Here is a 21,212-nt window from a genome sequence, read left to right as displayed (position 1 = left end):
GCTGACCTTGAAGTACCAGGGTGGCCATGTGGTCTACCCCTAGGTCAGGTAGGTCAGGCTTCGTCGCTGCGCTTTCGGTTCCCTGCGCCCTCGTGCTGCAACAGCAGCCTGTCTAGAATGCCGTTTTTGTTTCCGGAGCCCACCATGAGCGAGCCGACCCAACACGACCTCGATATCGATGCCCGCTACGCCTGCGCCAAAAGCCTCGCGCTGGAAGCCGCGCAGCTGGGTATGGATTTCTATCGGCAACGCGAGACGCTGGATGTCGAGCACAAGGGCAGCGACCAGCAGGATGTGGTCAGCATCGCTGACAAAAGCATCGAGGACTTCATTCGCGCACGGCTGGCCGAGCAGTTTCCGCAGGATGGCTTTCTCGGCGAGGAGAGCGGCTCGGCCGACCTCAAGGCCCGCTGCGTCTGGGTCATCGACCCCATCGACGGCACCGCCTGCTTCGTCAACGGCTTGCATAACTGGTGTGTATCCATCGGCTTGTTGGTCGACGGCGAGCCCCATGTAGGCGCTATCGCCGATCCCAACCATGACGAGCTGTTCCATGGTTGTCTGGGCCAAGGTGCTTATGTCAACCAGACCCGGCTCAGCGCCAGCGCCGCGACCCACGTGCGCGAGGGGCTGACCGGAGCGGGCACCTTCCACCCGCGGGGCAAGGAGCACTTCATTCCGTTCCTGGAAAAGCTTCTGGCTGAAGGCGGCATGTTCATCCGCAACGGCTCCGGTGCGCTGATGACGGCCTATGTCGCAGCGGGTCGGCTAATCGGTTATTACGAAACCGAGCTCAAGAGCTGGGATTGTCTGGCTGGCCTGGTGCTCGTGGCCGAAGCAGGCGGCCTGCGCAATGATTTCTTCCGTAACGAAGGCTTGCTCAGGGGGAACCCCTATCTGGTCGCGGCGCCTGGTGTGTACCAGCAGCTGGTCGAGCTCATTGGGCCTTCGCTGGACGCCTGAGCGGGTCACGTTCGTCGATCAGACTGGCCCGATCGGCACGGGCCGTACAGCCTGTGCTATACCGTTGTGACGCATTGGGCCGGCGAAATCGGCCCGTTTACAGGGGGGATAATCGGCGGTCCATCAGGTCCGTGTCTCCTGCGTGTCCTGATGGCTGCCCGCACAGAGCGAGGTAACGATCATGACCATGATGCAATGCACCTACCGCGACCATCTCATCACCGCCGAGGTGATGGAGTATCCAGGCACCCCGACCCCGTGGGCGGGTGGCTGTCGGATCACCGACCCCGCCGGGAACATGACCCGCCGCATGCCGCTACCGATCGAGCATGTCTTTATGGACGAGCTGGATAAAGCCCAGCGTATTTCCATCGCTCATGGCAAATGGCTAGTGGACCAGCACCTGGACCATGGCCGACAGTTGTTCCAGCAGGCGGCGTAGCGAAAGCTGACGCCTTGCACGCGTCGGATCGAGTCATCCGGCGCGTGTCTCACGATGCCGAGTCCCGATGTATCTATGCGGTCGCTGGCGTACCGTTCCCGCGCGTGAATAACCGGTGGCGCGCTTGCGTGGCTATCTGTCCGCCTTATGCCAGCAACGGTGTCGATCGCGCTAAGTTTCGGATAGCAAAGCAGAAACCCAATCGCCGTAGGGACAGCTTTGGCGACATTTTGGCCGTTGCTTATTAAGCGAAAGGGTGGCATAGCTATCACCGAGCCACCCGCAACGGTGGTGCTCATAAGCGGAAGTAAGGACGACTTATGCAAATCCAGGTTCACAGCGATAACCACATCGAAGGCAGTGCCCGTCTGGCAGATTGGGTCAGTGCCAGTGTCGCAAGCAAGCTGGACCGGTACGACGACGAGCTGACTCGTGTCGTCGTACACCTCAACGACGAAAACGGTGACAAGGCCGGCGCGCAAGACAAGCGTTGTCAGATCGAAGCGCGTCCGAAGGGGCTGCAGCCGATTTCCGTTACGCACAAGGCCGAATCACTGGAGTTGGCCGTTGATGGTGCGGTCGACAAGTTGAACAACGCGCTGGCGCACCAGTTCGGTAAATTGCGCAGCAAGCGTCCCGGCGCCCAACCGCAGATGATCGACGGCGCTGTCGCCGGCCGCGATGCGCTGCTGGAGGAAGATTTCCTGGCGGACGAGCAGGTCCGCAACTCATAAAGTCCACAAGCAAGGGCCTTCCGTGAGGAAGGCCTTCGCGTATCAGCCCAGCAGTTCCGGCGGAATGCTACCGCCATTCTCAGCCAGCTTCTTCATTACCGCCCGGTGCAGCCACATATTCATCTGGGCCGAATCGCCCATCTTGTCCTGCGGACAACCCAACTCGGTTGCCATCTCGCGTCGTGACTCCAGACTGCTGTCCAGGCCTAGCAATTTGAGCAGGTCGACGATGGACGTACGCCAGTTCAGCTGCTCGGCGTGACTGGCGGCCATGCCGTCGAGCTTCGCCGAAACATCCACGCCGGAAGTTGAATGCGCTACGCCTTCTGGGCTGGGCGCCACGCCCGGCGGGGTGGTGGTGGCGTTGTGGGCCGCGGTGGGCCGCTCCGAGTCGACGACCGTGTCCGGCGCATGTTCGTTCGGCGTGTTGCGTGGGTCGATCGGCTTGTGTGCTTCGTTGCTCACGCCGCCCATGCCCAGCTTTTCTTTGATCGTATCGAACAGGCCCATTTCATTTCCTCTAGTCGTCAGTGGTTGTTTTTGGACCACTGTGAGGCGCTGGGGATCGTCGCCACAGGTCGGATCAATCACGTGGCCGGCCTAGCGAGTGGAGACCGCTGCCCGTCTCTTCGTTCCGGCCTGGTCCGGCGCTGACGCGGACTCCAGACCACCGCCCAATGCGACATATAGGCTGACCAGATTCTGCACCTGCGCACGTTTGACCTCGATGAATCCCTGTTCCGCGTCGAACAGGTTGCGCTCGGCATCCAGAACCTGCAGGTAATTAACCACGCCCTCGGCGTAGCGGTCCCGGGCTAGATTGGCGATGCGCCGCAGCGTGGCGACATTTTCTTCCTGCGCGGCAACCTGTTCGGCTAGGTAACGTCGGCCCGCCAGTGCGTCTGCCACTTCCCGAAAGGCGGTTTCGATGGTGCTTTCATATGCGGCCACGGCGACATCTTCCCGTGCCTGGGCAACAGTCAGGTTGCCGCGGGTGCGGCCGAAATCGAACAAGGGCAGGGAGAGGCTTGGGCCGATGCTCCAGGTCTGGTTGTCTCGGCTGATCAGGTTGTTCAGCTCGCTGGACATGTAGCCGAAGCTGCCCGTCAGTGAAATTTGCGGGAAGAATGCAGCCCGTGCTACGCCGATATTGGCGCGCGCCGCGCGCAGGTCATGCTCTGCACCGAGAATGTCCGGGCGCAGCAGAAGTAGTTCGGATGGTAGTCCGGCCTGGAGCTGACGCGGTTCGATCTGTTCGTCGAGCGGTAACGGAACCGGCAGGTCGCGCTGTAGCGGGCCGCCGGTGAGCTGGTTCAGGTAGTTCACTTGCTCGGCGCGAAGCAGCTTCAGACTGGCCAGCTCGGTTCTGGCCTGGGTCAGCAGCGCTTGCGCCTGGTTGTAATCAAGGGCGGAGGTGATGCCAGCATCGAAGCGCACCTGGGCAATGCGCAGGCCATCGATGCGGCTTTGCAGCGTGGCTTGGGCAAGGTCCATGCGTGCTTCGGCACCGCGTATCGCCAGGTAGGTCGACGCCACGTCGGCAATCAATGAAAGGTGGAATGCGCGTTGCGCTTCGATCGTCGACAAGTACTCAGCGCGAGCGGCTTCCGTGAGATTTCGCACCCGGCCCCAGAAGTCGAGTTCGAAGGCCGAGATGCCGAGGCCAATGGAAAATCGCTCAGTGATCTGGCCGCTCGTGCCGCCAGATGAACCGGCCGAGCCGCCTGCCGGCCCGCCGGCGGCGCCTTGGCCCGCTGCGCTGCCGATGGGAAATCGTCCTCGGCTTGCATCGGCCGTGGCGGAGAGAGTCGGATAGCGATCAGCGCCTCGCACGCCGAATTGGCCACGCGCTTCCTCGATACGCGCTACGGCGACGCGCAGATCGCGGTTTCGCTGCAGCGCCGTTTCGACGTAGAGCTGCAGCCGTGGATCATCGAAGAATTCCCGCCAACCGATTTCGCTCGCCTGCCGGTCACCGCCTGCCGGCTGATAGTCGGTGGGATATTGTGTCGCGATGGGCGATGGCGGTCGCTCGTTTGGCGGTGCCAGCTGGCAGCCGGCAACCAGCCCAGCGATACACAGAGCCGCGAAATTACGCATGGCCTGGCCCCTCCCGTTCCTCTACCGGCAGTGCCTTGTCCTCAGCCGACGGCGGCCGGCGTTTGGTTAGCCAGCGACGTACGGACAGATAGAACAGCGGGATGTAGAACAGCCCCAGCAACGTCGCCACGATCATGCCGCCCATGACCCCGGTACCTACAGCGATGCGGCCTGCCGCACCGGCTCCGGTCGAGAGCACCAGTGGCAACATCCCGAGGATGAACGTAAGCGAGGTCATAAGGATCGGTCGAAAGCGCAGGCGCACCGCACTCATCACTGCATCATTCAGGCTTTTGCCGTGGCCTTCCTCCTCGATGGCGAACTCGACGATGAGGATCGCGTTTTTTGCCGACAGACCAATGATGGTGACCAGGCCCACGTTGAAATACACGTCTGCTGGAAGGTCACGAATCATTGCGAACAGCACGGCGCCAAGCGCTCCAAAAGGCACTACGAGCAACACCGCAATAGGCACGGTCCAGCTCTCGTAGAGGGCTGCCAGCACCATCAACACCACCAGCAACGACAGGCCGAGCAGCAAGCCGACCTGACCGGATGCTTGCTGTTCCTCCAGCGAAGCACCCGTCCATTCATAGCCAAAACCGCCTGGCAGTTCGGTTGCCAGCCGCTCCATCTCGGCCATCGCCTGGCCGGTCGTGGAGCCAGGCGCGGCGCTACCGGACAGCGTCAAGGCGGGGTAGCCGTTGTAGCGCTGTAGCTGGGTCGGCCCCTTTGTCCATTCAACTGAGGTAAAGGCGCCAAACGGCACACTCTCGCCCTGATCGTTGATGACTTTGAGGTCGAGCACATCCTGCGGCGTCATCCGGTAAGGCGCATCAGCCTGCAGCAGCACCTGCAACACCCGCCCGTCACGGTTGAAGTCGTTGGCGTAGGCGCTGCCGAAAGCGATCGCCAGTGTCGCGTTGACGTCGCTGATCGAAAGTCCCAGCGCCCGCGCCTTGATGCGATCGACGTTGACCCGCAGACGCGGCGCGTCGTCGGCCCCTTCAGGTCGCACGTTTTGCAGGACCGGACTTTCGCTCGCTTTACCCAGCAGCTGATTGCGCGCGTCGAGCAAGGCCTGGTAACCCAGCCCGCCGCGATCCTCGAGCTTGAAGGTGAACCCTCCGGCCACGCCAAGCCCAGGTATCGAAGGCGGATTGAGGGCGAACACTCGTGCTTCCTTGATCTGCGAAAAGCGGCCCATGGCTTCGCCCACCAGTTCCTGTGCCGAAGTGCCTTCGTCGGTACGCTGGTCCCAGGGGATGAGGCGAACGAAAGACATCGCGTGCGCCTGGCCCTGGCCAAAGAAGCTGAAGCCATAGACGGTAATGGCGTCATCCACCAGCGGGTGCTCGGCGTAGAACGCCTTGACCTGACTGATGGCTTCCTCGGCGCGCTCGGCCGTGGCACCTGGCGGGGCCTGTATGACCGTCATGATCGAGCCCTGGTCCTCGTCCGGGAGAAAGGCGCTGGGCATCCGCAGGTAGAGAAACGCGGTCAGCGCTAGCAGGCCGACGAAAGCCAACAAGAACCAGACGGGGCGGGCCAGCATCGCGCCCACCGAGTGGTGGTACCGATCCGTGGTGCGCTCCATCCAGCGATTGAATGGCCCAAAAATGCGCTGCCCTAAACCGGTTTTGCCGTCGTCGGGTTGACTGGGTTTGAGCAGTGCCGCGCATAGTGCGGGCGTGAGTACGAGCGCCAGCACCGTGGAAGTGCCCACGGCAATCGACAGCGTGATCGCAAACTGTCGATAGATGCCGCCCGTGGAGCCGGGAAAGAACGCAAGTGGTACGAATACGGCAATCAGTGCCAGGGTCGTACCTATGATCGGGGCGGTGACTTGTTCCATCGCCTTTACCGTGGCCTGGTAAGGCGGTAGCTGTTCTTCGTCCATGATCCGCTTGACGTTTTCCACCACCACGATGGCGTCGTCCACAAGGGTGCCGATAGCCAGCACCATGCCAAACAGGCTTAGCAGGTTGATTGAAAAGCCAGCCAGCCAGAGGCCAAGGCAGGTCCCCGCGAGGGTGATGGGAATGACGATGGTGGGAATGACTGTGGTGCGCCAGTTCTGCAGGAACAGCAGCATCACCAGGATCACAAGCGCCATCGCCTGCAGCAGGGTGACCACCACCTGCTTGATGGACGCCGAGATGAACGGCGTTGAGTCGAACGGCACCGTCCAGGAAACGTCGTCGGGAAAGCCTTCAGCGAGTTCGGCCATCCTTTGCTTGACGGCCTGCGCGCTATCCAGCGCATTAGCCCCAGGCGACAGCTGCACGGCGAGGCCCGCCGCTGGTTGGCCGTTGAGCTCGCTGCGTGAGGTGTAGTTCTGCGCACCCAGTTCAACCCGCGCCACATCGCGCAGGCGTATCGCCGAGCCGTCCGGCCCGGCACGCAGGATGATCGCGCCGAACTCTTCCGGGGTGGTAAAGCGACCACGGGTTTCCAGCGGCGCGTTTATCTCGATTCCTTCGGCCAGCGGTAAATCGCCCAGCGCGCCGCCAGCCGACTGGCTGTTCTGCTCCTGCACCGCGCTCAATACCTCCGTCGCGGAAAGGCCGAAATTCGCCAGGCGGTCTGGGTTGAGCCAGATGCGCATGGCGTAGGCGGTGTAGAACTCCCGGATGTCACCAACGCCCGGCACACGCCGCAGCTCGTCGAGCACTCGGGTGGTGGCGAAGTGGCCGAGCTCCAAAGTGCTCATGGTGCCGTTGTCTGAAAACAGGGAGATGATCAGCAGGAAATCCTGCGACGCCTGGAACACCTGGATGCCCTGCCGTCGAACTTCCTCCGGGAGTCGCGGTTCGACACGACTCAGGCGGTTCTGTACCTCCATTTGGGCAATGTCGATGTCGGTTCCGGCTTCGAATGTCAGCTCGATCGAAGCCGTACCGTTGGAGCGGCTCGAAGAGTCCATGTACAGGAAGCCTTCGACGCCGTTGAGCTCCTGTTCAATCACCTGCGTGACATTGGTTTCCAACACCGACGCGTCAGCCCCTGGGTACGTGACGCTGATGCGCAGGCTAGGCGGTGCAATGCTTGGGTATTGCTCGATGGGCAGCGAACGAGCCGCCAGCAGGCCGCCGAGCAGGATGCCCAGGGCAATGACCCACGCGAATACCGGCCGGCGGATGAAAAATGCTGGCGTCATGGGTTCGACCCGGCAGGGGCGTTCGGCTCCTGGCTCCCTCTGGCTTCGAACGGTACGGTTCGTACTGTTGAACCGTTACGTACGTTGGTACCGCCCTCGACGATTACCAGATCTCCACGACTCAGACCGTTTCGAATGAACCACTGGCTGCCCTGCAATTCGCCCAGCTCCACTTCCCGCGAGGCGACCGTATCGTCTTCGCCGACCAGTAGTACTCGGGCCGAACGGTCATTGATCATCACGGCACGTTGTGGGACCAACACGCCATTCGGGCGCGTGCCTGCATTAACGCGCGCGCGCACGAACTGGCCGGGCAGGAGCAACTTGTCCGGATTTGGAAACTCGGCGCGCACGCCCACGGTTCCGGTGCTCTGGTCGATACTCATGGCATAGAAGTCTATGTAGCCCGGATGGGGGTACTCGCTGCCGTTCTCCAAGATTAGCCGGACCTCGACACGACCTTTCTCGGGAAGCTCAAGCGCACCCGAGGCGAGCTGCGCACGAATCTCCAGCAGGTCGGAACTCGACTGGGCGAAGTTCACGTACACCGGATCGAACTGCTCGACGGTGGTCAGCAGCGTGCCTTCGCTGGCGCTGACCAACGCGCCCTCGGTGACCTGGGCGCGACCCGCGCGACCGGTGATGGGGGAAGTGACGAGGGTGTATTCCAGATTCAGCTCGGCCGATTGCACGTTGGCCTCAGCTTGCGAGACGTCAGCCCGAGCGGAGCGCAACGTGGCCAGTGCGGTGTCGTATTCCTGCTGGCTGATCGCCTGTTTGGCGACCAGACCCTTGTAGCGACGAACGTCCTGGGCTGCATTGGTAGCAGTCGCTTGGGCACGTTCGAGGCCTGCCTGCGCCGCCTTGAGTGCGGCGCGCATTTCGCGGGGGTCGATCTGAAACAGAGGCGTGCCGACCTCGACTTCGGTGCCTTCTTCATAGAGTCGTTTCTGGATGATGCCGCCAACCCGGGCGCGAATCTCGGCAATGCGCACGGCCTGGACCCGCCCCGGAAGTTCGATAACGTAGGCGATCGGCTGTGGGTCGACTGTTATGACCGCCACCTCGGGTGGCGGGGAAGTGGGTTGTTCGGCTGTCTTGTCTTCTGAGCACGCCGCCAGTAGTAGCGTCGTGGCGCTGATTCGCACCGCGTTTAGCAGTAAGTGCCTCATTCGGTCTGCCTTCTGTTGCACCGTCTTCGCCGCGGTATAGCGCGCTGACCTACACTCGACCGCTGCTGCCTGGCACGGTTCCGGTGCGCTTGTGCTTGAGAGGTGCGCTTGGCATCAGCACTCGCCGCACATTGGTAAGCAGGTGTTTCGAGGCGGCCGCTGCGCCAAGTCAGTGCTTTGGTGTATGCACCACGACGTTCTGCTGTGCCTGGTCCGGTAGCCTGACGCCAGCCGAGCGCAGCGCGGCAACCAGGCTCTTGCGTACCTCGGAGGCGGTGGCGACGAAGTCAGAGCGACGCGAGTCGCACCAGAACTGCACGTCGAAGACCAGATGCGTCTGGCCCAGGTCAATGAGCCGCACCGAGACCTCCGGCGTGGTGAGCACGCCGGCGGTGCGCTGGGCGGCTTCGCGCATCACCTTGCTGGTCGCCTCGATGTCGATCTCATAACCCAGCGTGCAGACGACCTTGCCGCGCCGGACCGGCGCCGCGGTGTTGTTGGTCACGCGTGAAGTAAAGGTTTCGGCGTTGGGAACCAATACCCGGCGACCGTCGTAGGTACGAATCTGAGTGGCGCGCAGTTCGATACGCTCCACGCTGCCTTCGGTTTCGCCAATGATGATCTGATCGCCCAGCTGGAACGGCCGCAGTGTCAGGATCAACAAGCCACTTACGAAATTGGAGAGGATGTCCTTGAGGGCGAAACCCAATGCGAGGCTGGTCAGGCCCAGCCCGGTCGCGAGGGTGCTCGGCTCCAGCCCGAAGGCACTCGCGGCTACGATGATGCCGAGCAGCCACACCGCGTAGTAACTCACCTGGTGCACAAGGTTTTCGACTGTCAGGTCGTTGGCCAGCCGGCTGGCCAATTTGCGCATCAGTGCGCGAACCGCGGTGGCCAAGCCCCAGAACAGCAGCAGCACCAGCAGCGCGGCAAGCACTCGCGGGATGATGTTGATGGCCGATTCGAGCAGCCGTGCAAATGCAGTTTCAACGCTGGACTGAACGGAGGTAATGAATCGCCCCCGGTCCGACTCTCTGCGTTGTACCGCAGTCGCGAGCGCGCGGTCGATCAGCGCGGCCCAGTCACGCGCGAGGCGGTCGATCGGTTGTCCGTTCGCCTCGGCATCGGCCGGCCACACTACCAGTAACGGTCGACCCGCCACGCTGATCTGCAGACCGTCGTCTTCGGTTTCGGTCGGGGCAATGCGTGCCGGGGTGACCCCTTGCGGCGTTTCAAGCACGGCGGCCAGCTGACGCTCTACCTGTCGCGCACGGGGCCTGGCCTCGAGCTCCTCGGTCGGACCGATGCGGAACAGTGCGCGCCCATCCAGGCGCACAGTTGCGAGGCTTTCCTGCGCCCAGGTCCGCGTCGCTGGCAGCAGCGCGAGGCACAACAGAGTGGCGATCACGAGGGCGAATGCGCCAAACGAGGCAGTGGGCGTATTGGCGAGGCGAAAAAGCTTGATCATGGGCGTCTGGGTCTGGAGCCATAAACGAGCGGGCCGCCATGAGTGAGGCGGCCCGTCGATGATTCTTCCGATATGCACAGGTGCGTATGAAACCCCCTGGCCGCATGGGTACGACCGTTAGAACACCAGTGCAAACAAGCCGATCACGATCAGCAAGCCGATCAGAAAAATGATGCCGATGGTGCTACCCGGGACTTCAGGATGGGGAGGACTCCGTCATAGCGGGTTCACTGTTTCCGACTGAGGTCGGCGGTGAACGTTCAGAAATGCCGCCCCGCCGTTGTGTCTGGCCGGGGCCTTACAGGTTCTTCCAGATCAGCTGCAGCCCGGCTACCAGCATGCCAACGCGAGCGATTCGGTAGAACCAGGTGTGGTTGATACGTTTGTTCAGCCAGAGCCCAGCCCATACACCAAACGGCACGACCGGAGCGAGCGTCAGGCTCAGCAGCAGGTTTTCGCGGCTGAACTGGCCGAGCGCGGCGTAGGGAATCAGCTTGATGGCGTTGGTCATTAGAAAGAACAGGTTGATCGTTGCCACGTAGCGCAGCTTGTCCAGCTGCTGTGGCAGCAGGTGCATCATGATCGGCGGTCCGCCGGCGTGCGCAACGAAACTGGTGAACCCGGCAATCGAAGACAACAAGGTGCCGCGCCCGCGTTGCAGAGGGCGTGGCTTGTTGTTTCCCGAGAAAAGCCCCAGTACGACGAACCCTACCGCAATGGCGCCCATCATCAGGCCAATCATGCGTTCGTCGAGCATGCCAAAGGTCAGCGAGCCCAGCGCAATGCCAATCAGGGCGCCCGGCATCATCACTTTCAGATTCGCTACATCCCAGCTGCCGATGTACGCCCTGAGGCCGACGACATCCGCCAGGCAGAGGATCGGCAGCATGACGGCCGCTGCCTGTTTTGGGGAGATGGCCAGGGCCAGCAGCGGTACGGCAATGCCGCCCAGCGCGCCGCCGAAGCCGCCTTTGGACAGGCCGGTCAGAAAGATCGCCGGAAGGGCGAAGAGGAGAAAGTCGGAGAGCGTCATTGGGCCGGGTCGTGTGCGAAGTCAGATACGGCTTTGCCTTAATCATCGCATCTTTGCTCGGGCTGTCCGCCGTCAGGTGACTTCACCGTGTGGATCGCTGACGGACGAGTGCGGTCAGCATGACTAACCGCAGGCTTACAGGTGACCTATGACTTCTCATGACTCGAAAGCACAGGCGAGGCCGGCCACCCCGGCTCCGTTGGGGGCTGGCGCCGTGCTGATAGCGACCGCCTTCCTCGGAAACCCGGCCGCCGCGCAGGAGACCGACCCATTGGTGAGCTTGATCAACGAATTCCGCGGAGCCACCGAAGCCTGTGGCGGCAGTAAACCGAGCGCAGCCGGACCACTGGCCCCCAACGAAGCATTGGTGATAACGCCAGCGAGCAGCGGAGCGCAGCTGCAGCAAGCCTTGCAAGCGTCGGGCTACCGACCAGCGAAGCTGCAGGCCATCTCGGTTTCGGGCCCAAGGAATGCGCAGGCCGCCATGCGAGCCTTGAAGCAGCGGTACTGCGAGCCGCTGCGCAGCGAAGAATTCGCCGAGATCGGCGTCTCGCACAAGGGCAACACTTGGCAGGTGCTCTTGGCTCAGCCCATGTTGGCACCTGACCTCGGGGATTGGCAGCAAGTCGGCAGGGATATCCTGCAACAGGTCAACCAGGTGCGGGCCAGACCTCGCAATTGTGGCAGCAAGCGCTTTGAGTCGGCACCAGCCCTGAGCTGGAATGCCAAGCTGGGTGATACTGCACTGGCCCATAGCCGCGACATGGCCAGGCAGGACTACTTCAGCCACCAGGCACCGGACGGCAGCCATGTGAGCGACCGCGCCGGCCGTGCCGGTTATGCCTGGCAGCGAATCGGCGAGAACATCGCAGCGGGGCAGGGCTCGGCGGAACAGGTGATGGCGGGGTGGCTGGCCAGTCCTGGGCACTGCAGCAACATCATGAATCCGGACTTTACGCAGATGGGCGCGGCTTATGCCACGAATCAGGACAGCGCCGCTATGAGCTACTGGACTCAGGTCTTCGGCGCGCCTCGCTAGGTGGAGCGCTGACTCAGCCGAGGCTGCTCAGCCAGCTGTGCGCATCCACGCCCTGATGTTCATCGAATGCTTTTACTGTCAGGCCTGGAATCATGGCGCCCTCGATCTCACTGGCCCTTCGCAGCCACTCTTTGCCAGATACCACCGCGCAGCGATCGAAGCGCCGGATGAAGCGGAACAGGTGTGGCAAGCGAGACAGTTCGACACCGATCGCGCCAAGGGTGGGCAGATCGAACTCGCCGATGCGAAAGAGCATTTGGCCATGGCTGATGCCTTCTGATTTGAACAACAGGTCGTCCAGCGCGGCGCGCATGGCCTGGCTGTCCAGCTTGCCGGAGAAGTCGATATCGATGCGGTTTTCGCCTCTGCGCGATACCTGAAACATGGCCTGATCCTCGGTCGTCCCATCATCTGCGAGTCGCCCCGCGTCACCTGACCTTAGTCGCTGTGTCGTATCCAGGCCAAAAAAACGACGTGTTAGGGTGTTTTTCGTTGATCTGCATCAGCATGCGAAACGCCGGAAAATGAGCGCGAAAAAAAATAGCAAACCCAGCTGCGGCGGGGCTTTCAGATAGGTGATAAACGGTATCAAGTTGCTCTTGCAGCGGCCGAGAACAGGGGTAGGTGCGACGCCTTCGGACGCTGGCGGCGCTTTCTTTCCTGTAGTTGGAATACTCCATGACCAGCACCTTGGCGAACGTTATTCAGTCCCTTTTACGCGGGCTGGGTCTACGTACCATCAACCATCAGTTTTTCTTCTCTTACAGCCTGATCTTCTTCTGTGCGGCATTGACGGCCGGTGTGCTGTTCATGTCGAGCAAGGACGCCAGCCAGATCGACATGGCCGGCGCGCAGCGCATGCTCAGCCAGAAAATGATGAAGGAAGCACTGTTGGCGGCGCAGGGCATTGGCAGCCCCGCGGATGTCGACAAGACCATCCAGCGCTTCGAACAGTCGCATCGGCTGTTGCTCAATGGTGACCGTGCTCAGGGTATCGCCCCGGTGGAACTGGCCAACGCGCAGCCGCACCTGCAGCGTGTCGACCAGATATGGCAGCGTTACCGCCCTGCGGTGCAGGCGTTGGCCGTAGGGCAAAGCGCCGATGTAAAGGCTATCGCCGCCGACTCCAACGACATTCTCGCCGCCGCCAATGAAGTGGTGTCGCTTATCTCCGCAGAGACCAATCGCAGCGCTTCGCAGCAACTCTGGGTCGCCCTGGGTTCCACCTTGTGCATACTGGTGCTGGTCATCCTGGGCCGGATTGCCGGTATGAACTGGTTGATGTTGCAGGTCGACCAGCTGCGCAGCCGCCTGGAGAAGGTCAGCCAGGGAGATTTCTCTTCGCCGCTACAGGTGCGTCACGCCGATGATGAAATGGGCTTGATCACGCTGGCTTACAACCGCTTGCTGAGGCAGGTGGGCGAAATGATCACGGGCGTGCGGCAGGCCGCTGATGATGCCGACGCGCAGTGCGTGCGCATGGCTGGTCTGGCCGGCGACAGCGCGCGCAACGTGGAAGGCCAGCAGGCTGAGATCGACCAGGTCGCTACCGCCATGAACGAAATGCTGGCGACCTCGCACGAGGTGGCCCGGAGCACCATTGAGGCCGCCAATGCTGCGGACGTTGCCGAGCAGGAAACCAATTCCGGCAGCGCGGTAATGAACGAATCCGTTGGTGCCATCCGCACACTCAGCGGCCATGTCGACGGTCTGTCCGATGTGATGCAGCAGCTGGTGCAAGACAGTCACGAGATCGGCAAGGTACTCAACGTGATCAGCGGGATTGCCGAGCAGACCAATCTGCTGGCCCTCAATGCTGCTATCGAAGCTGCCCGTGCCGGTGAGCAGGGTCGTGGTTTCGCGGTGGTTGCCGACGAAGTTCGCAGCCTTGCCAGCCGCACTCAGAGCTCGGCCAAGGAGGTCAGCGTGCTGGTCGAGCGTCTGCAGAGCCAGGCGACCCGCGCCGGTCACGCCATGGATGCATCGCGGCAGAGCAGCGCGATCACGCTTACGCAGATCGAGGCAGCCCAGCACGCGTTGGGGCAGATTGTCGGCGCTGTGCAGACCATTCGCGGCATGACCAACCAGATCGCTACGGCAGCCGAGGAGCAGTCGCAGGTTGCCGAAGACATGAACCAGTCGTTGACGCGCATCGCCCAGGTCGCCGATCAGGCGGCAGGCGTCACGCACGACACCGCGGCATCGGGAAATACCATCATGCAGAGCATGAAAGGGCTCAAGGCACTGACCGGGCGCTTCCGTCTGGAGTCGTGATCAATGTGCGGGCGTAGCGGGGGGCGGGGCGGGCGTCTATCCAGCTTCAAGTAGTGTCCCTGCACCTCGGTGCAGGGACAGACAACGTGATCAGTCCTGGCGGCTGGTCACTTCCAGCAGGTGATAACCGAACTGCGTTTTCACCGGGCCCTGGACGACGTTGATCGGGGCGCTGAACACCACAGTGTCGAATTCCTTGACCATCTGGCCGGGACCGAACGAACCCAGGTCGCCGCCTTGACGGCTGGACGGGCAGCTGGAGTTTTCCTTGGCAACCTCGGCGAAATCGGCGCCGCCTTCGATGGCAGTTTTCAGTTCATTGCACTTGGCTTCGGTGGAAACCAGGATGTGGCGTGCGGTGGCTCGAGCCATTTGGGCGTACTCCTATGAGAAAGGTGCGAGCCTACCGGAATTGCCCGACGATTCAAGCGCCGCCGACGTCCGCTTATCCTCGGCGTCGAGCCTGCAGCGCTTCGGTCATGATCCCGTCATCGCCGCTGGCTAGCGTGAGTTTGCGCCACCTTTATGCGTGGCGCTCCATCACGCTTACCGGAAGCCGGCCATGACCGACGATATGCGCAGCTCGCACGATGTCTACCAACACCTGTTGCACGAGTTTCAGGACAGCCTCGACGAAGAGCTGGAAATGGAGCTGGACGACCTGCGCATGGATGCCCTGATCGCACGCGAGGGGTTGCCGCAGCCGCCAGGCGTGGGATTGTCCCGGCGGGCGTACTTTTCGGAACTGCTGCGATTGCAGGGTGAGCTGGTCAAGCTGCAGGACTGGATCGTGCATCACAAGTTGCGCGTCGTGGTGCTCTTCGAGGGGCGGGATGCCGCGGGCAAGGGTGGCGTCATCAAGCGTGTAACGCAGCGGCTCAACCCGCGCATCTGCCGCGTCGCGGCGTTGCCAGCACCGAACGATCGCGAGCGTACCCAATGGTACTTCCAGCGCTACGTTTCCCATCTTCCTGCCGCCGGTGAGATGGTCCTGTTCGACCGCAGCTGGTACAACCGCGCCGGCGTCGAGAAAGTGATGGGTTTTTGCACTGACGACGAATACGACGAGTTCTTCCGTTCGGTGCCGGAGTTCGAACGGATGCTGGTGCGCTCGGGCATCATCCTCATCAAGTACTGGTTCTCGATCTCCGATGACGAGCAGAACCGGCGCTTTCTGGCGCGCATACACGACCCGTTGAAACAGTGGAAACTCAGCCCGATGGATCTCGAATCCCGGCGCTGCTGGGAAGCCTATACGCGCGCCAAGGAAATCATGCTCGAGCGCACGCATATCGCGGATGCACCCTGGTGGATTGTCGAGGCCGACGACAAGAAGCGCGCACGCCTCAATTGCATCACCCATCTGCTCAGTCAGCTGCCTTACGGTGAAGTCGAACGTGCGCCGGTAAAACTGCCCGAGCGCGTTTACAACGCCGACTACCTGCGCAACCCGGTGCCGGACAGCATGATCGTCCCGGCCGTCTACTGAGCGATCCTGCTTACCTGGCGTCCGGCAGGCTCGCTGTCGACGCTTCGCCGAGCAACTCAAGGCTGCGCGCGTAGGTTTCCGCGCGCAGCGGCATGTAGCCGGTGAAATGGATCCAGCCAGGCAAGCCTTCCAGATAGTGCTGGACGAACGCTCTGGTGACTGGCTTGTGCTGCAGGCTCTGTTCATTGAGATAGATGAACAGCGGCCGTGTCAGCGGTCGATATTGCGCGTTGCTGACCGTGGCCAGCGTCGGATACACCGGTCCGTTGCCACTGTCGATGGCCAGCAGCTTCAACGCATCCCAGTGCCGGTGATAGGCGCCAATGCCGAAGAAACCGAGAGCATCGGGTTCGCCGGCAATCCCGGCAGCGAGCTCCTCCTCGTCCTCGCTGGCCGTGTAGTCCTGACGACTGCGATGGGCCTTGCCGACGATTTCTTCAGTGAAGACGTCGTAGGTGCCCGAATCCTGGCCGCGACCGAACAGCTTGATCGGCCGATCCGGCCAGTCCGCGCGCAGCTGGTTCCAGCGCATGATCTTGGCCTCTGCAGCCGGAGCCCAAAGTTTGTTCAGTTCCTCGACGGTAATCTGTGCTGCCCAATCGTTGCTCGGGTTTACCACCACGGTAATCGCGTCCATCGCCAACGGGATTTTCCGATAGCGCACCCCGTTCTCCGCGCACTGCGCTTGCTCTTCGGCAGTCATCTCGCGGGAGGCGTCGTTGACGTCCGTCTCGCCGGCACAGAAGCGACGGAAGCCCGCGCTGGTTCCCGAAAAGGCTACGTCTATCGCATGCCCAGGCCGCGCGCGCTGAAAGCGGCGCATGGCTTCCCTGGTCAATGGGTAGACGGTACTGGAGCCATCGATGAGCAACCCGGGATTGGTCGCCTCAGCGGCACTCGCAGATGGGTTCAATACCAAATGCAGTCCCAGCGTAATGCTGACCAGCAGAAGCGGGCCGGAATTGGCGTGCATGCTGTCGCTCCTCTTGCTGGCTCAGGGTTTTGCTTTCAGCCATTCGTGTTTCAGGGAGTTCCAGAACACTTGCAGGCTGTTGAAGCGCGTGTCGACGGCGTCGATGTAGTCATCCAGTCGATCAATCTCTCTGTGCTGAGCCTGTTGCTCATGGGCGTCGATCTGTTCGAGCTGGGCTTCCAGTTCGTTGAGTGATTCGCGCAGTTCGCGGATGCGGTTCTCGGTCTGGATACGGCGTTCGCTTTGCATAGAGTGGCCCTCCAGCCGGTCAGAGTTGGCTGCCACCGATCATCAACAGCGGTAGGCCGAAGAACACGCCGCCAATGTAGGCGCCGACATAAAGCTTGCTGCGTTGCGCCAGATCGGCCAGATACGTGGCGATCGCCGGCGGAACCCCGCGCAAGAACGGAATCACGTAGATGATGAGGATGCCGAACAGGTTGAACAGCAGATGCACCAGAGCGATCTGCATGGCCAGCTCGGCGGTGGGGCCTGATATCGCCGTGGCTGCCAGTAGTGCAGTGACGCAGGTTCCGATGTTGGTACCCAGGGTGAATGGGTAAACCTGCTTCAGCGAAAACACGCCGGTACCCGCGAGCGGCACGATCAACGCGGTGGTGGTCGAGGAGGACTGAACCAGAACGGTGATGATGGCTCCCGACGCGATGCCCGAAACCGGGCCACGTCCCACGCTGGCATGCATGATGTCCTTGGCGCGGCCGACCATGACCTTGCGCAGCACCTTGCCGATAGCCTGCACCACGAAGAGGATCAGGCCGATCCCGATGATGATCAGCGCGACGCCAGCCCAGACCTTGCTCGGCAGCCAGGCGACGCTTGCTTCGAGCAGTTCGCTGGCTGGGGTGAGTATGGTCTTCATGAAATTCACGCTCTTCATGTCGACGCTGGTGGTTTCGCTCACCAGCAATCCGGCGAGCGATTCGGACATGCGCTGCAGTGGATGGAACAGTAGCTCCAGCGGCAGCAGGATGGTCACCGCCGTGATGTTGAACGCATCGTGGACGGTGGCTGCGGAAAAGGCCCGATGAAACTCCGCACCACTGCGGATATGGCCCAGGCTGACGATAGTGCTGGTCAGCGAGGTGCCGATGTTCGCCCCCATGATCAGCGGGATCGCGATGGGGATCGGCAGGCCCCCGGCGACCATGCCAACGATAATCGAGGTTACGGTGCTGGAACTCTGGATAAGCGCGGTGGCGGCCAGGCCGATCATCAGCCCGACGAAGGGATTGGTGGCGAAGGCGAACAGCTCTTTGGCGTTATCACCCGTAGCCGCCTTGAAGCCATCGCCAATCGCCCCGACGGCAGCCAGCAGCAAGTAGATCAGCGTGACGACCAACAGCCAGGAAAGCCATTGGCGCGCAACTGGCGTGGAAGATCGATCAGCTAGGGCACCGGTATTGGTCGTCATCAGGCAACTCCCGAGAGCAGGTCAGTTGCTCGACGGTGTGCCATGGGTGTGAAAGCTTGATGACTACAGCGGCAAAGGCGGACGGATGGTCGCGCCCGGTGATGTCATGGGGCGTGCGTCCGGTTATGCGCAAGAGGCCTGGCGCAAGGAAGAGAGCCTGCCTTGCGCCAGGCTCTTCGCGGTATGTTCAGGCAGCGTCGCTGCTGCGTACGGCTTCGCTGAGTGGCCGTTCCAACAGATAGCGCGCCAAGCGCGCTTTTTCCGGTTCGCTGAAGGCCAGTCCGAGCTTGGTGCGGCGCCAGAGGACGTCGTCCACCTGCGTTGCCCACTCCTCGCGCCGCAGGTACTCGACCTCCTGCGCATACAGCTGCTGGCCGAGATCCTCACCCAGCGTGTCGAGCGAGCGCGCGTTGCCCAACATTCGCCATACGCGGTTGCCATAGAGGGTTGCCCAGCGCTTGGCGAGGGGCAACGTTACGCCCTGCACCTTGGCTACCAGCTCTTCGGTGAGTGCATCGGCAGTGCTCATGTCCTCGCCACCGGGCAGTGCAGCCAGCGCTGTCCAGCTTTCGCCCATCTCGGGAAAGAACGGCTTGAGCTGCGCCATCGCCGACTCGGCCAGCTTGCGGTAGGTGGTCAGCTTGCCGCCGAACACCGAAAGCAGCGGTGCCTGCTTTTCTTCCGCGGCCAGCGAAAGGGTGTAGTCGCGGGTGACGGCAGACGGATTGTCCGACTCGTCGTCGCACAGCGGCCGGACACCGGCGAACGTATGCACGATGTCGCGGGGTTCGAGCTGCTTGCGAAAGTGCGTATTGGCGACGCCCAGTACGTAGGCGATCTCTTCCTCGCTGATGCTCACCTTGGCCGGGTCGCCGCGATATTCGCGATCCGTGGTGCCGATCATGGTGTAGCGGTCCAGATAGGGGATGGCGAACACGATGCGCCGATCCTCGTTCTGCATGATGTAGGCCTGCTCACCTTCGTACAGCTTGGGCACGACGATGTGGCTTCCCTGTATCAGGCGGATGCCGTACGGCGAGCGCTGCTGCAGGTTCTCGCCAATGAACTGTGCGACCCATGGGCCCGCGGCGTTGACCAGTGCCTTGGCGCGCAACGAGAAGCGGCTGCCATCCTCGCGCTGCAGTTCGACATGCCAGATGCCGCCGGCGCGCTTGGCGCTCAGGCACTGCGTGCGGGTATGGATATGCGCGCCTTTTTCCCGCGCGGCCATGGCGTTGAGTACCACCAGGCGTGCATCGTCGACCCAGCAGTCGGAGTATTCGAAACCACGGGTGATTGCCGGTTTGAGCGGACTCTCGTTGCCGAAGCGCAAACCCCGCGACGCTGGCAGTTTTTTGCGCATGCCCAGGTTGTCGTAGAGGAACAGGCCGGCGCGGATCATCCAGGCAGGGCGCAGATGAGGGCGATGGGGCAGCACGAAGCGCATCGGCTTGACGATATGCGGCGCCTTGGCCAGCAGCACCTCGCGCTCTGCGAGCGCTTCACGGACCAGACGGAATTCGTAGTGTTCCAGATAGCGCAGCCCGCCATGGATGAGCTTGCTGCTCGCCGATGACGTATGGCTAGCCAGGTCGTCGCGTTCGCAAAGGAACACCGAAAGCCCGCGGCCGGCTGCATCGGCAGCGATACCGACACCATTGATGCCGCCACCGATTACGGCAACGTCATAGAGCTCGGAGACGGGCTGAGCGGAATGGGGCACGGGCTTCTCCTCGGAAACGAAAGATCATGTTCGGTTTGAACATGCTATTCGCAAAAGAATCCGTATGAAAGCAAAAATGTTCGAAAATAGATAAAAGAGAAAATATTCGAACTTTTATATTCGATTGACGGAAGCGTTGCGGGAGGTGCCGATAGCCACATACGGCCCGCTGGGCCAGATCTGCCCGCTCGCCAGCGCACGAGTTGGTATGAGCAGCCTTGGTTGCGAAGAATGCAGTGGAACGGGGCCAGTTAGGGGCGAAACTCGGAGTCCCCCGACCGCACCCATCAGTAAGCACGGCACCACCTGTGGGAGCGGGCCTGTCCGCGAAACGCCGTCGAACCTACTCGGCGCCTTGTAGCCTTACAGTATGTCTGGGTGCGTAGGAACGCCTTGCAGCAGCTACTCGGCGATCTCCAGCTGCACCTTGTGACGAGTAAGCAACTCGGCGAATACCTCGGAAGGCGGTGCATCGGTGAACAGGCAATCGATCTGTTCCAGCGAGCCCAGACGTGTCATGGCGCTGCGGCCGAACTTGCTGGAGTCGGCAGCCAGGAATACCTTGCGCGCGTTGTGGATGATCGCCTGGGAGACGCGAACTTCCTGATAGTCGAAGTCGAGTAGGGTGCCGTCCTCGTCGATGCCGCTGATGCCGATCAATGCGAAGTCGACCTTGAACTGGCTGATGAAGTCGGCAGTCGCCTGACCCACCACGCCACCATCGCTGCGCACGTTGCCGCCGGCGATCAGTACGTCGAAGTCTTCCTTGGTGCTGAGAATGCTCGCCACATGCAGATCGTTGGTAATGATCTTCAGGTCGCGATGGTTGAGCAGGGCTTGGGCAATCGCCTCGGTGGTGGTGCCGATGTTGATGAATAGCGAAGCCTGGTCGGGAATGCGTGCCGCCATGGCAGCGGCTATGCGCAGTTTCTCGTCGCGCATCTGATGCGCACGCTGGCTGTAGGCGGTGTTCTGTACGCTGGAGTCGTATGCCGCGCCGCCGTGGTAGCGTCGTAGCAGGCCGGCGTCGCCGAGCTGGTTGATGTCACGGCGGATGGTTTGTGGCGTGACGGCGAAATGCCGGGCCAGCTCATCAATGCTCACATAGCCGCGCTCGCGCACGAGTTCCAGAATGTTCTGCTGTCGGGGCGCCAGGCTCATGAGGCTTCCTTGTTCGCTGTTGTGCGGGAAGCATGCCGTAGTCTGGCGT

The 21,212-nt window shown here is 61.9% G+C and carries 20 protein-coding genes; 6 read left to right on the top strand and 14 right to left on the bottom strand.

The window, feature by feature from the left end:
- The first annotated feature begins 144 nt into the window (after positions 1-144).
- The 3 genes from SM130_RS14525 to SM130_RS14515 all read left to right on the top strand — a co-directional run bounded on the left by SM130_RS14525 (position 145) and on the right by SM130_RS14515 (position 2,139).
- Entirely contained in the window at positions 145-963 is an 819-nt protein-coding gene (locus SM130_RS14525; protein WP_102825324.1) for an inositol monophosphatase family protein, read from the top strand.
- A gap of 181 nt (positions 964-1,144) precedes the next feature.
- Entirely contained in the window at positions 1,145-1,405 is a 261-nt protein-coding gene (locus SM130_RS14520; RefSeq protein WP_102825325.1) for a hypothetical protein, read from the top strand.
- A 320-nt stretch (positions 1,406-1,725) separates the two neighbouring features.
- Entirely contained in the window at positions 1,726-2,139 is a 414-nt protein-coding gene (locus SM130_RS14515) for an HPF/RaiA family ribosome-associated protein (protein WP_003282303.1), read from the top strand.
- A gap of 42 nt (positions 2,140-2,181) precedes the next feature.
- Here SM130_RS14515 and SM130_RS14510 read toward each other — a convergent pair whose 3' ends face one another.
- The 6 genes from SM130_RS14510 to SM130_RS14485 all read right to left on the bottom strand — a co-directional run bounded on the left by SM130_RS14510 (position 2,182) and on the right by SM130_RS14485 (position 11,072).
- Complete coding sequence (locus SM130_RS14510) at positions 2,182-2,649, bottom strand: DUF3597 domain-containing protein (protein ID WP_102825326.1); 468 nt, start codon at positions 2,647-2,649, stop codon at positions 2,182-2,184.
- Between the two features lie 90 nt (positions 2,650-2,739).
- Positions 2,740-4,239 (bottom strand): efflux transporter outer membrane subunit, encoded by a 1,500-nt coding sequence (locus SM130_RS14505; RefSeq protein ID WP_102825327.1) that lies wholly within the window; start codon positions 4,237-4,239, stop codon positions 2,740-2,742.
- The gene (locus tag SM130_RS14500; protein ID WP_102825328.1) at positions 4,232-7,399 is read right to left on the bottom strand and encodes a multidrug efflux RND transporter permease subunit; all 3,168 of its coding nucleotides are present in this window, start codon (positions 7,397-7,399) and stop codon (positions 4,232-4,234) included. Before SM130_RS14500 ends, SM130_RS14505 begins: the two co-directional genes overlap by 8 nt.
- Positions 7,396-8,571 (bottom strand): efflux RND transporter periplasmic adaptor subunit, encoded by a 1,176-nt coding sequence (locus SM130_RS14495; protein WP_102825329.1) that lies wholly within the window; start codon positions 8,569-8,571, stop codon positions 7,396-7,398. The genes SM130_RS14500 and SM130_RS14495 overlap by 4 nt, the downstream gene beginning before the upstream one ends.
- A 169-nt stretch (positions 8,572-8,740) precedes the next feature.
- Entirely contained in the window at positions 8,741-10,039 is a 1,299-nt protein-coding gene (locus SM130_RS14490; protein WP_102825330.1) for a mechanosensitive ion channel family protein, read from the bottom strand.
- A 298-nt stretch (positions 10,040-10,337) separates the two neighbouring features.
- Positions 10,338-11,072: a sulfite exporter TauE/SafE family protein gene (locus SM130_RS14485; protein WP_102825331.1), complete on the bottom strand. Its 735-nt coding sequence runs from the start codon at positions 11,070-11,072 to the stop codon at positions 10,338-10,340.
- A 148-nt stretch (positions 11,073-11,220) separates the two neighbouring features.
- Between SM130_RS14485 and SM130_RS14480 the strand changes: the two genes are divergently transcribed.
- On the top strand, positions 11,221-12,111 hold the full coding sequence (locus SM130_RS14480; RefSeq protein ID WP_102825332.1) for a CAP domain-containing protein: 891 nt from the start codon (positions 11,221-11,223) through the stop codon (positions 12,109-12,111).
- A 13-nt stretch (positions 12,112-12,124) separates the two neighbouring features.
- Here SM130_RS14480 and SM130_RS14475 read toward each other — a convergent pair whose 3' ends face one another.
- Together SM130_RS14475 and SM130_RS14470 are read right to left on the bottom strand one after the other, a co-directional pair.
- Positions 12,125-12,496 (bottom strand): STAS/SEC14 domain-containing protein, encoded by a 372-nt coding sequence (locus tag SM130_RS14475; RefSeq protein ID WP_102825333.1) that lies wholly within the window; start codon positions 12,494-12,496, stop codon positions 12,125-12,127.
- A gap of 43 nt (positions 12,497-12,539) precedes the next feature.
- Positions 12,540-12,791 (bottom strand): hypothetical protein, encoded by a 252-nt coding sequence (locus SM130_RS14470; protein WP_146029739.1) that lies wholly within the window; start codon positions 12,789-12,791, stop codon positions 12,540-12,542.
- Here SM130_RS14470 and SM130_RS14465 point away from each other — a divergent pair.
- On the top strand, positions 12,790-14,385 hold the full coding sequence (locus SM130_RS14465; RefSeq protein ID WP_102825334.1) for a methyl-accepting chemotaxis protein: 1,596 nt from the start codon (positions 12,790-12,792) through the stop codon (positions 14,383-14,385). The two genes, SM130_RS14470 and SM130_RS14465, sit on opposite strands and share 2 nt — an antisense overlap.
- A 90-nt stretch (positions 14,386-14,475) precedes the next feature.
- On the opposite strand, the gene SM130_RS14460 is transcribed toward SM130_RS14465, so the two are convergent.
- Entirely contained in the window at positions 14,476-14,757 is a 282-nt protein-coding gene (locus SM130_RS14460) for a peptidylprolyl isomerase (RefSeq protein WP_102825335.1), read from the bottom strand.
- A 202-nt stretch (positions 14,758-14,959) separates the two neighbouring features.
- On the opposite strand from SM130_RS14460, the gene ppk2 reads away from it, so the two are divergent.
- Positions 14,960-15,874, top strand: a complete 915-nt coding sequence (gene ppk2 / locus SM130_RS14455) for a polyphosphate kinase 2 (RefSeq protein ID WP_423835165.1) — start codon at positions 14,960-14,962, stop codon at positions 15,872-15,874.
- Positions 15,875-15,884: 10 nt separating this feature from the next.
- Here ppk2 and SM130_RS14450 read toward each other — a convergent pair whose 3' ends face one another.
- The 5 genes from SM130_RS14450 to SM130_RS14430 all read right to left on the bottom strand — a co-directional run bounded on the left by SM130_RS14450 (position 15,885) and on the right by SM130_RS14430 (position 21,163).
- Positions 15,885-16,847 carry a PstS family phosphate ABC transporter substrate-binding protein gene (locus SM130_RS14450; RefSeq protein WP_102825337.1) on the bottom strand — a complete coding sequence of 321 codons (963 nt, stop codon included), beginning with the start codon at positions 16,845-16,847 and terminating at the stop codon, positions 15,885-15,887.
- Positions 16,848-16,868: 21 nt separating this feature from the next.
- Positions 16,869-17,096: a hypothetical protein gene (locus SM130_RS14445; RefSeq protein WP_102825338.1), complete on the bottom strand. Its 228-nt coding sequence runs from the start codon at positions 17,094-17,096 to the stop codon at positions 16,869-16,871.
- 19 nt (positions 17,097-17,115) lie between these two features.
- Positions 17,116-18,279 carry a Na/Pi symporter gene (locus SM130_RS14440; RefSeq protein ID WP_102825339.1) on the bottom strand — a complete coding sequence of 388 codons (1,164 nt, stop codon included), beginning with the start codon at positions 18,277-18,279 and terminating at the stop codon, positions 17,116-17,118.
- A 187-nt stretch (positions 18,280-18,466) separates the two neighbouring features.
- Positions 18,467-20,002 carry a glycerol-3-phosphate dehydrogenase gene (glpD, locus tag SM130_RS14435; protein WP_102825340.1) on the bottom strand — a complete coding sequence of 512 codons (1,536 nt, stop codon included), beginning with the start codon at positions 20,000-20,002 and terminating at the stop codon, positions 18,467-18,469.
- 402 nt (positions 20,003-20,404) lie between these two features.
- Positions 20,405-21,163 (bottom strand): DeoR family transcriptional regulator, encoded by a 759-nt coding sequence (locus tag SM130_RS14430; protein WP_102825341.1) that lies wholly within the window; start codon positions 21,161-21,163, stop codon positions 20,405-20,407.
- Positions 21,164-21,212 lie beyond the last annotated feature (49 nt).

This window comes from Stutzerimonas stutzeri, from assembly GCF_038561965.1.
Lineage (GTDB): Bacteria > Pseudomonadota > Gammaproteobacteria > Pseudomonadales > Pseudomonadaceae > Stutzerimonas > Stutzerimonas stutzeri_AA.
This window is presented reverse-complemented; position numbering and strand designations above follow the sequence as displayed.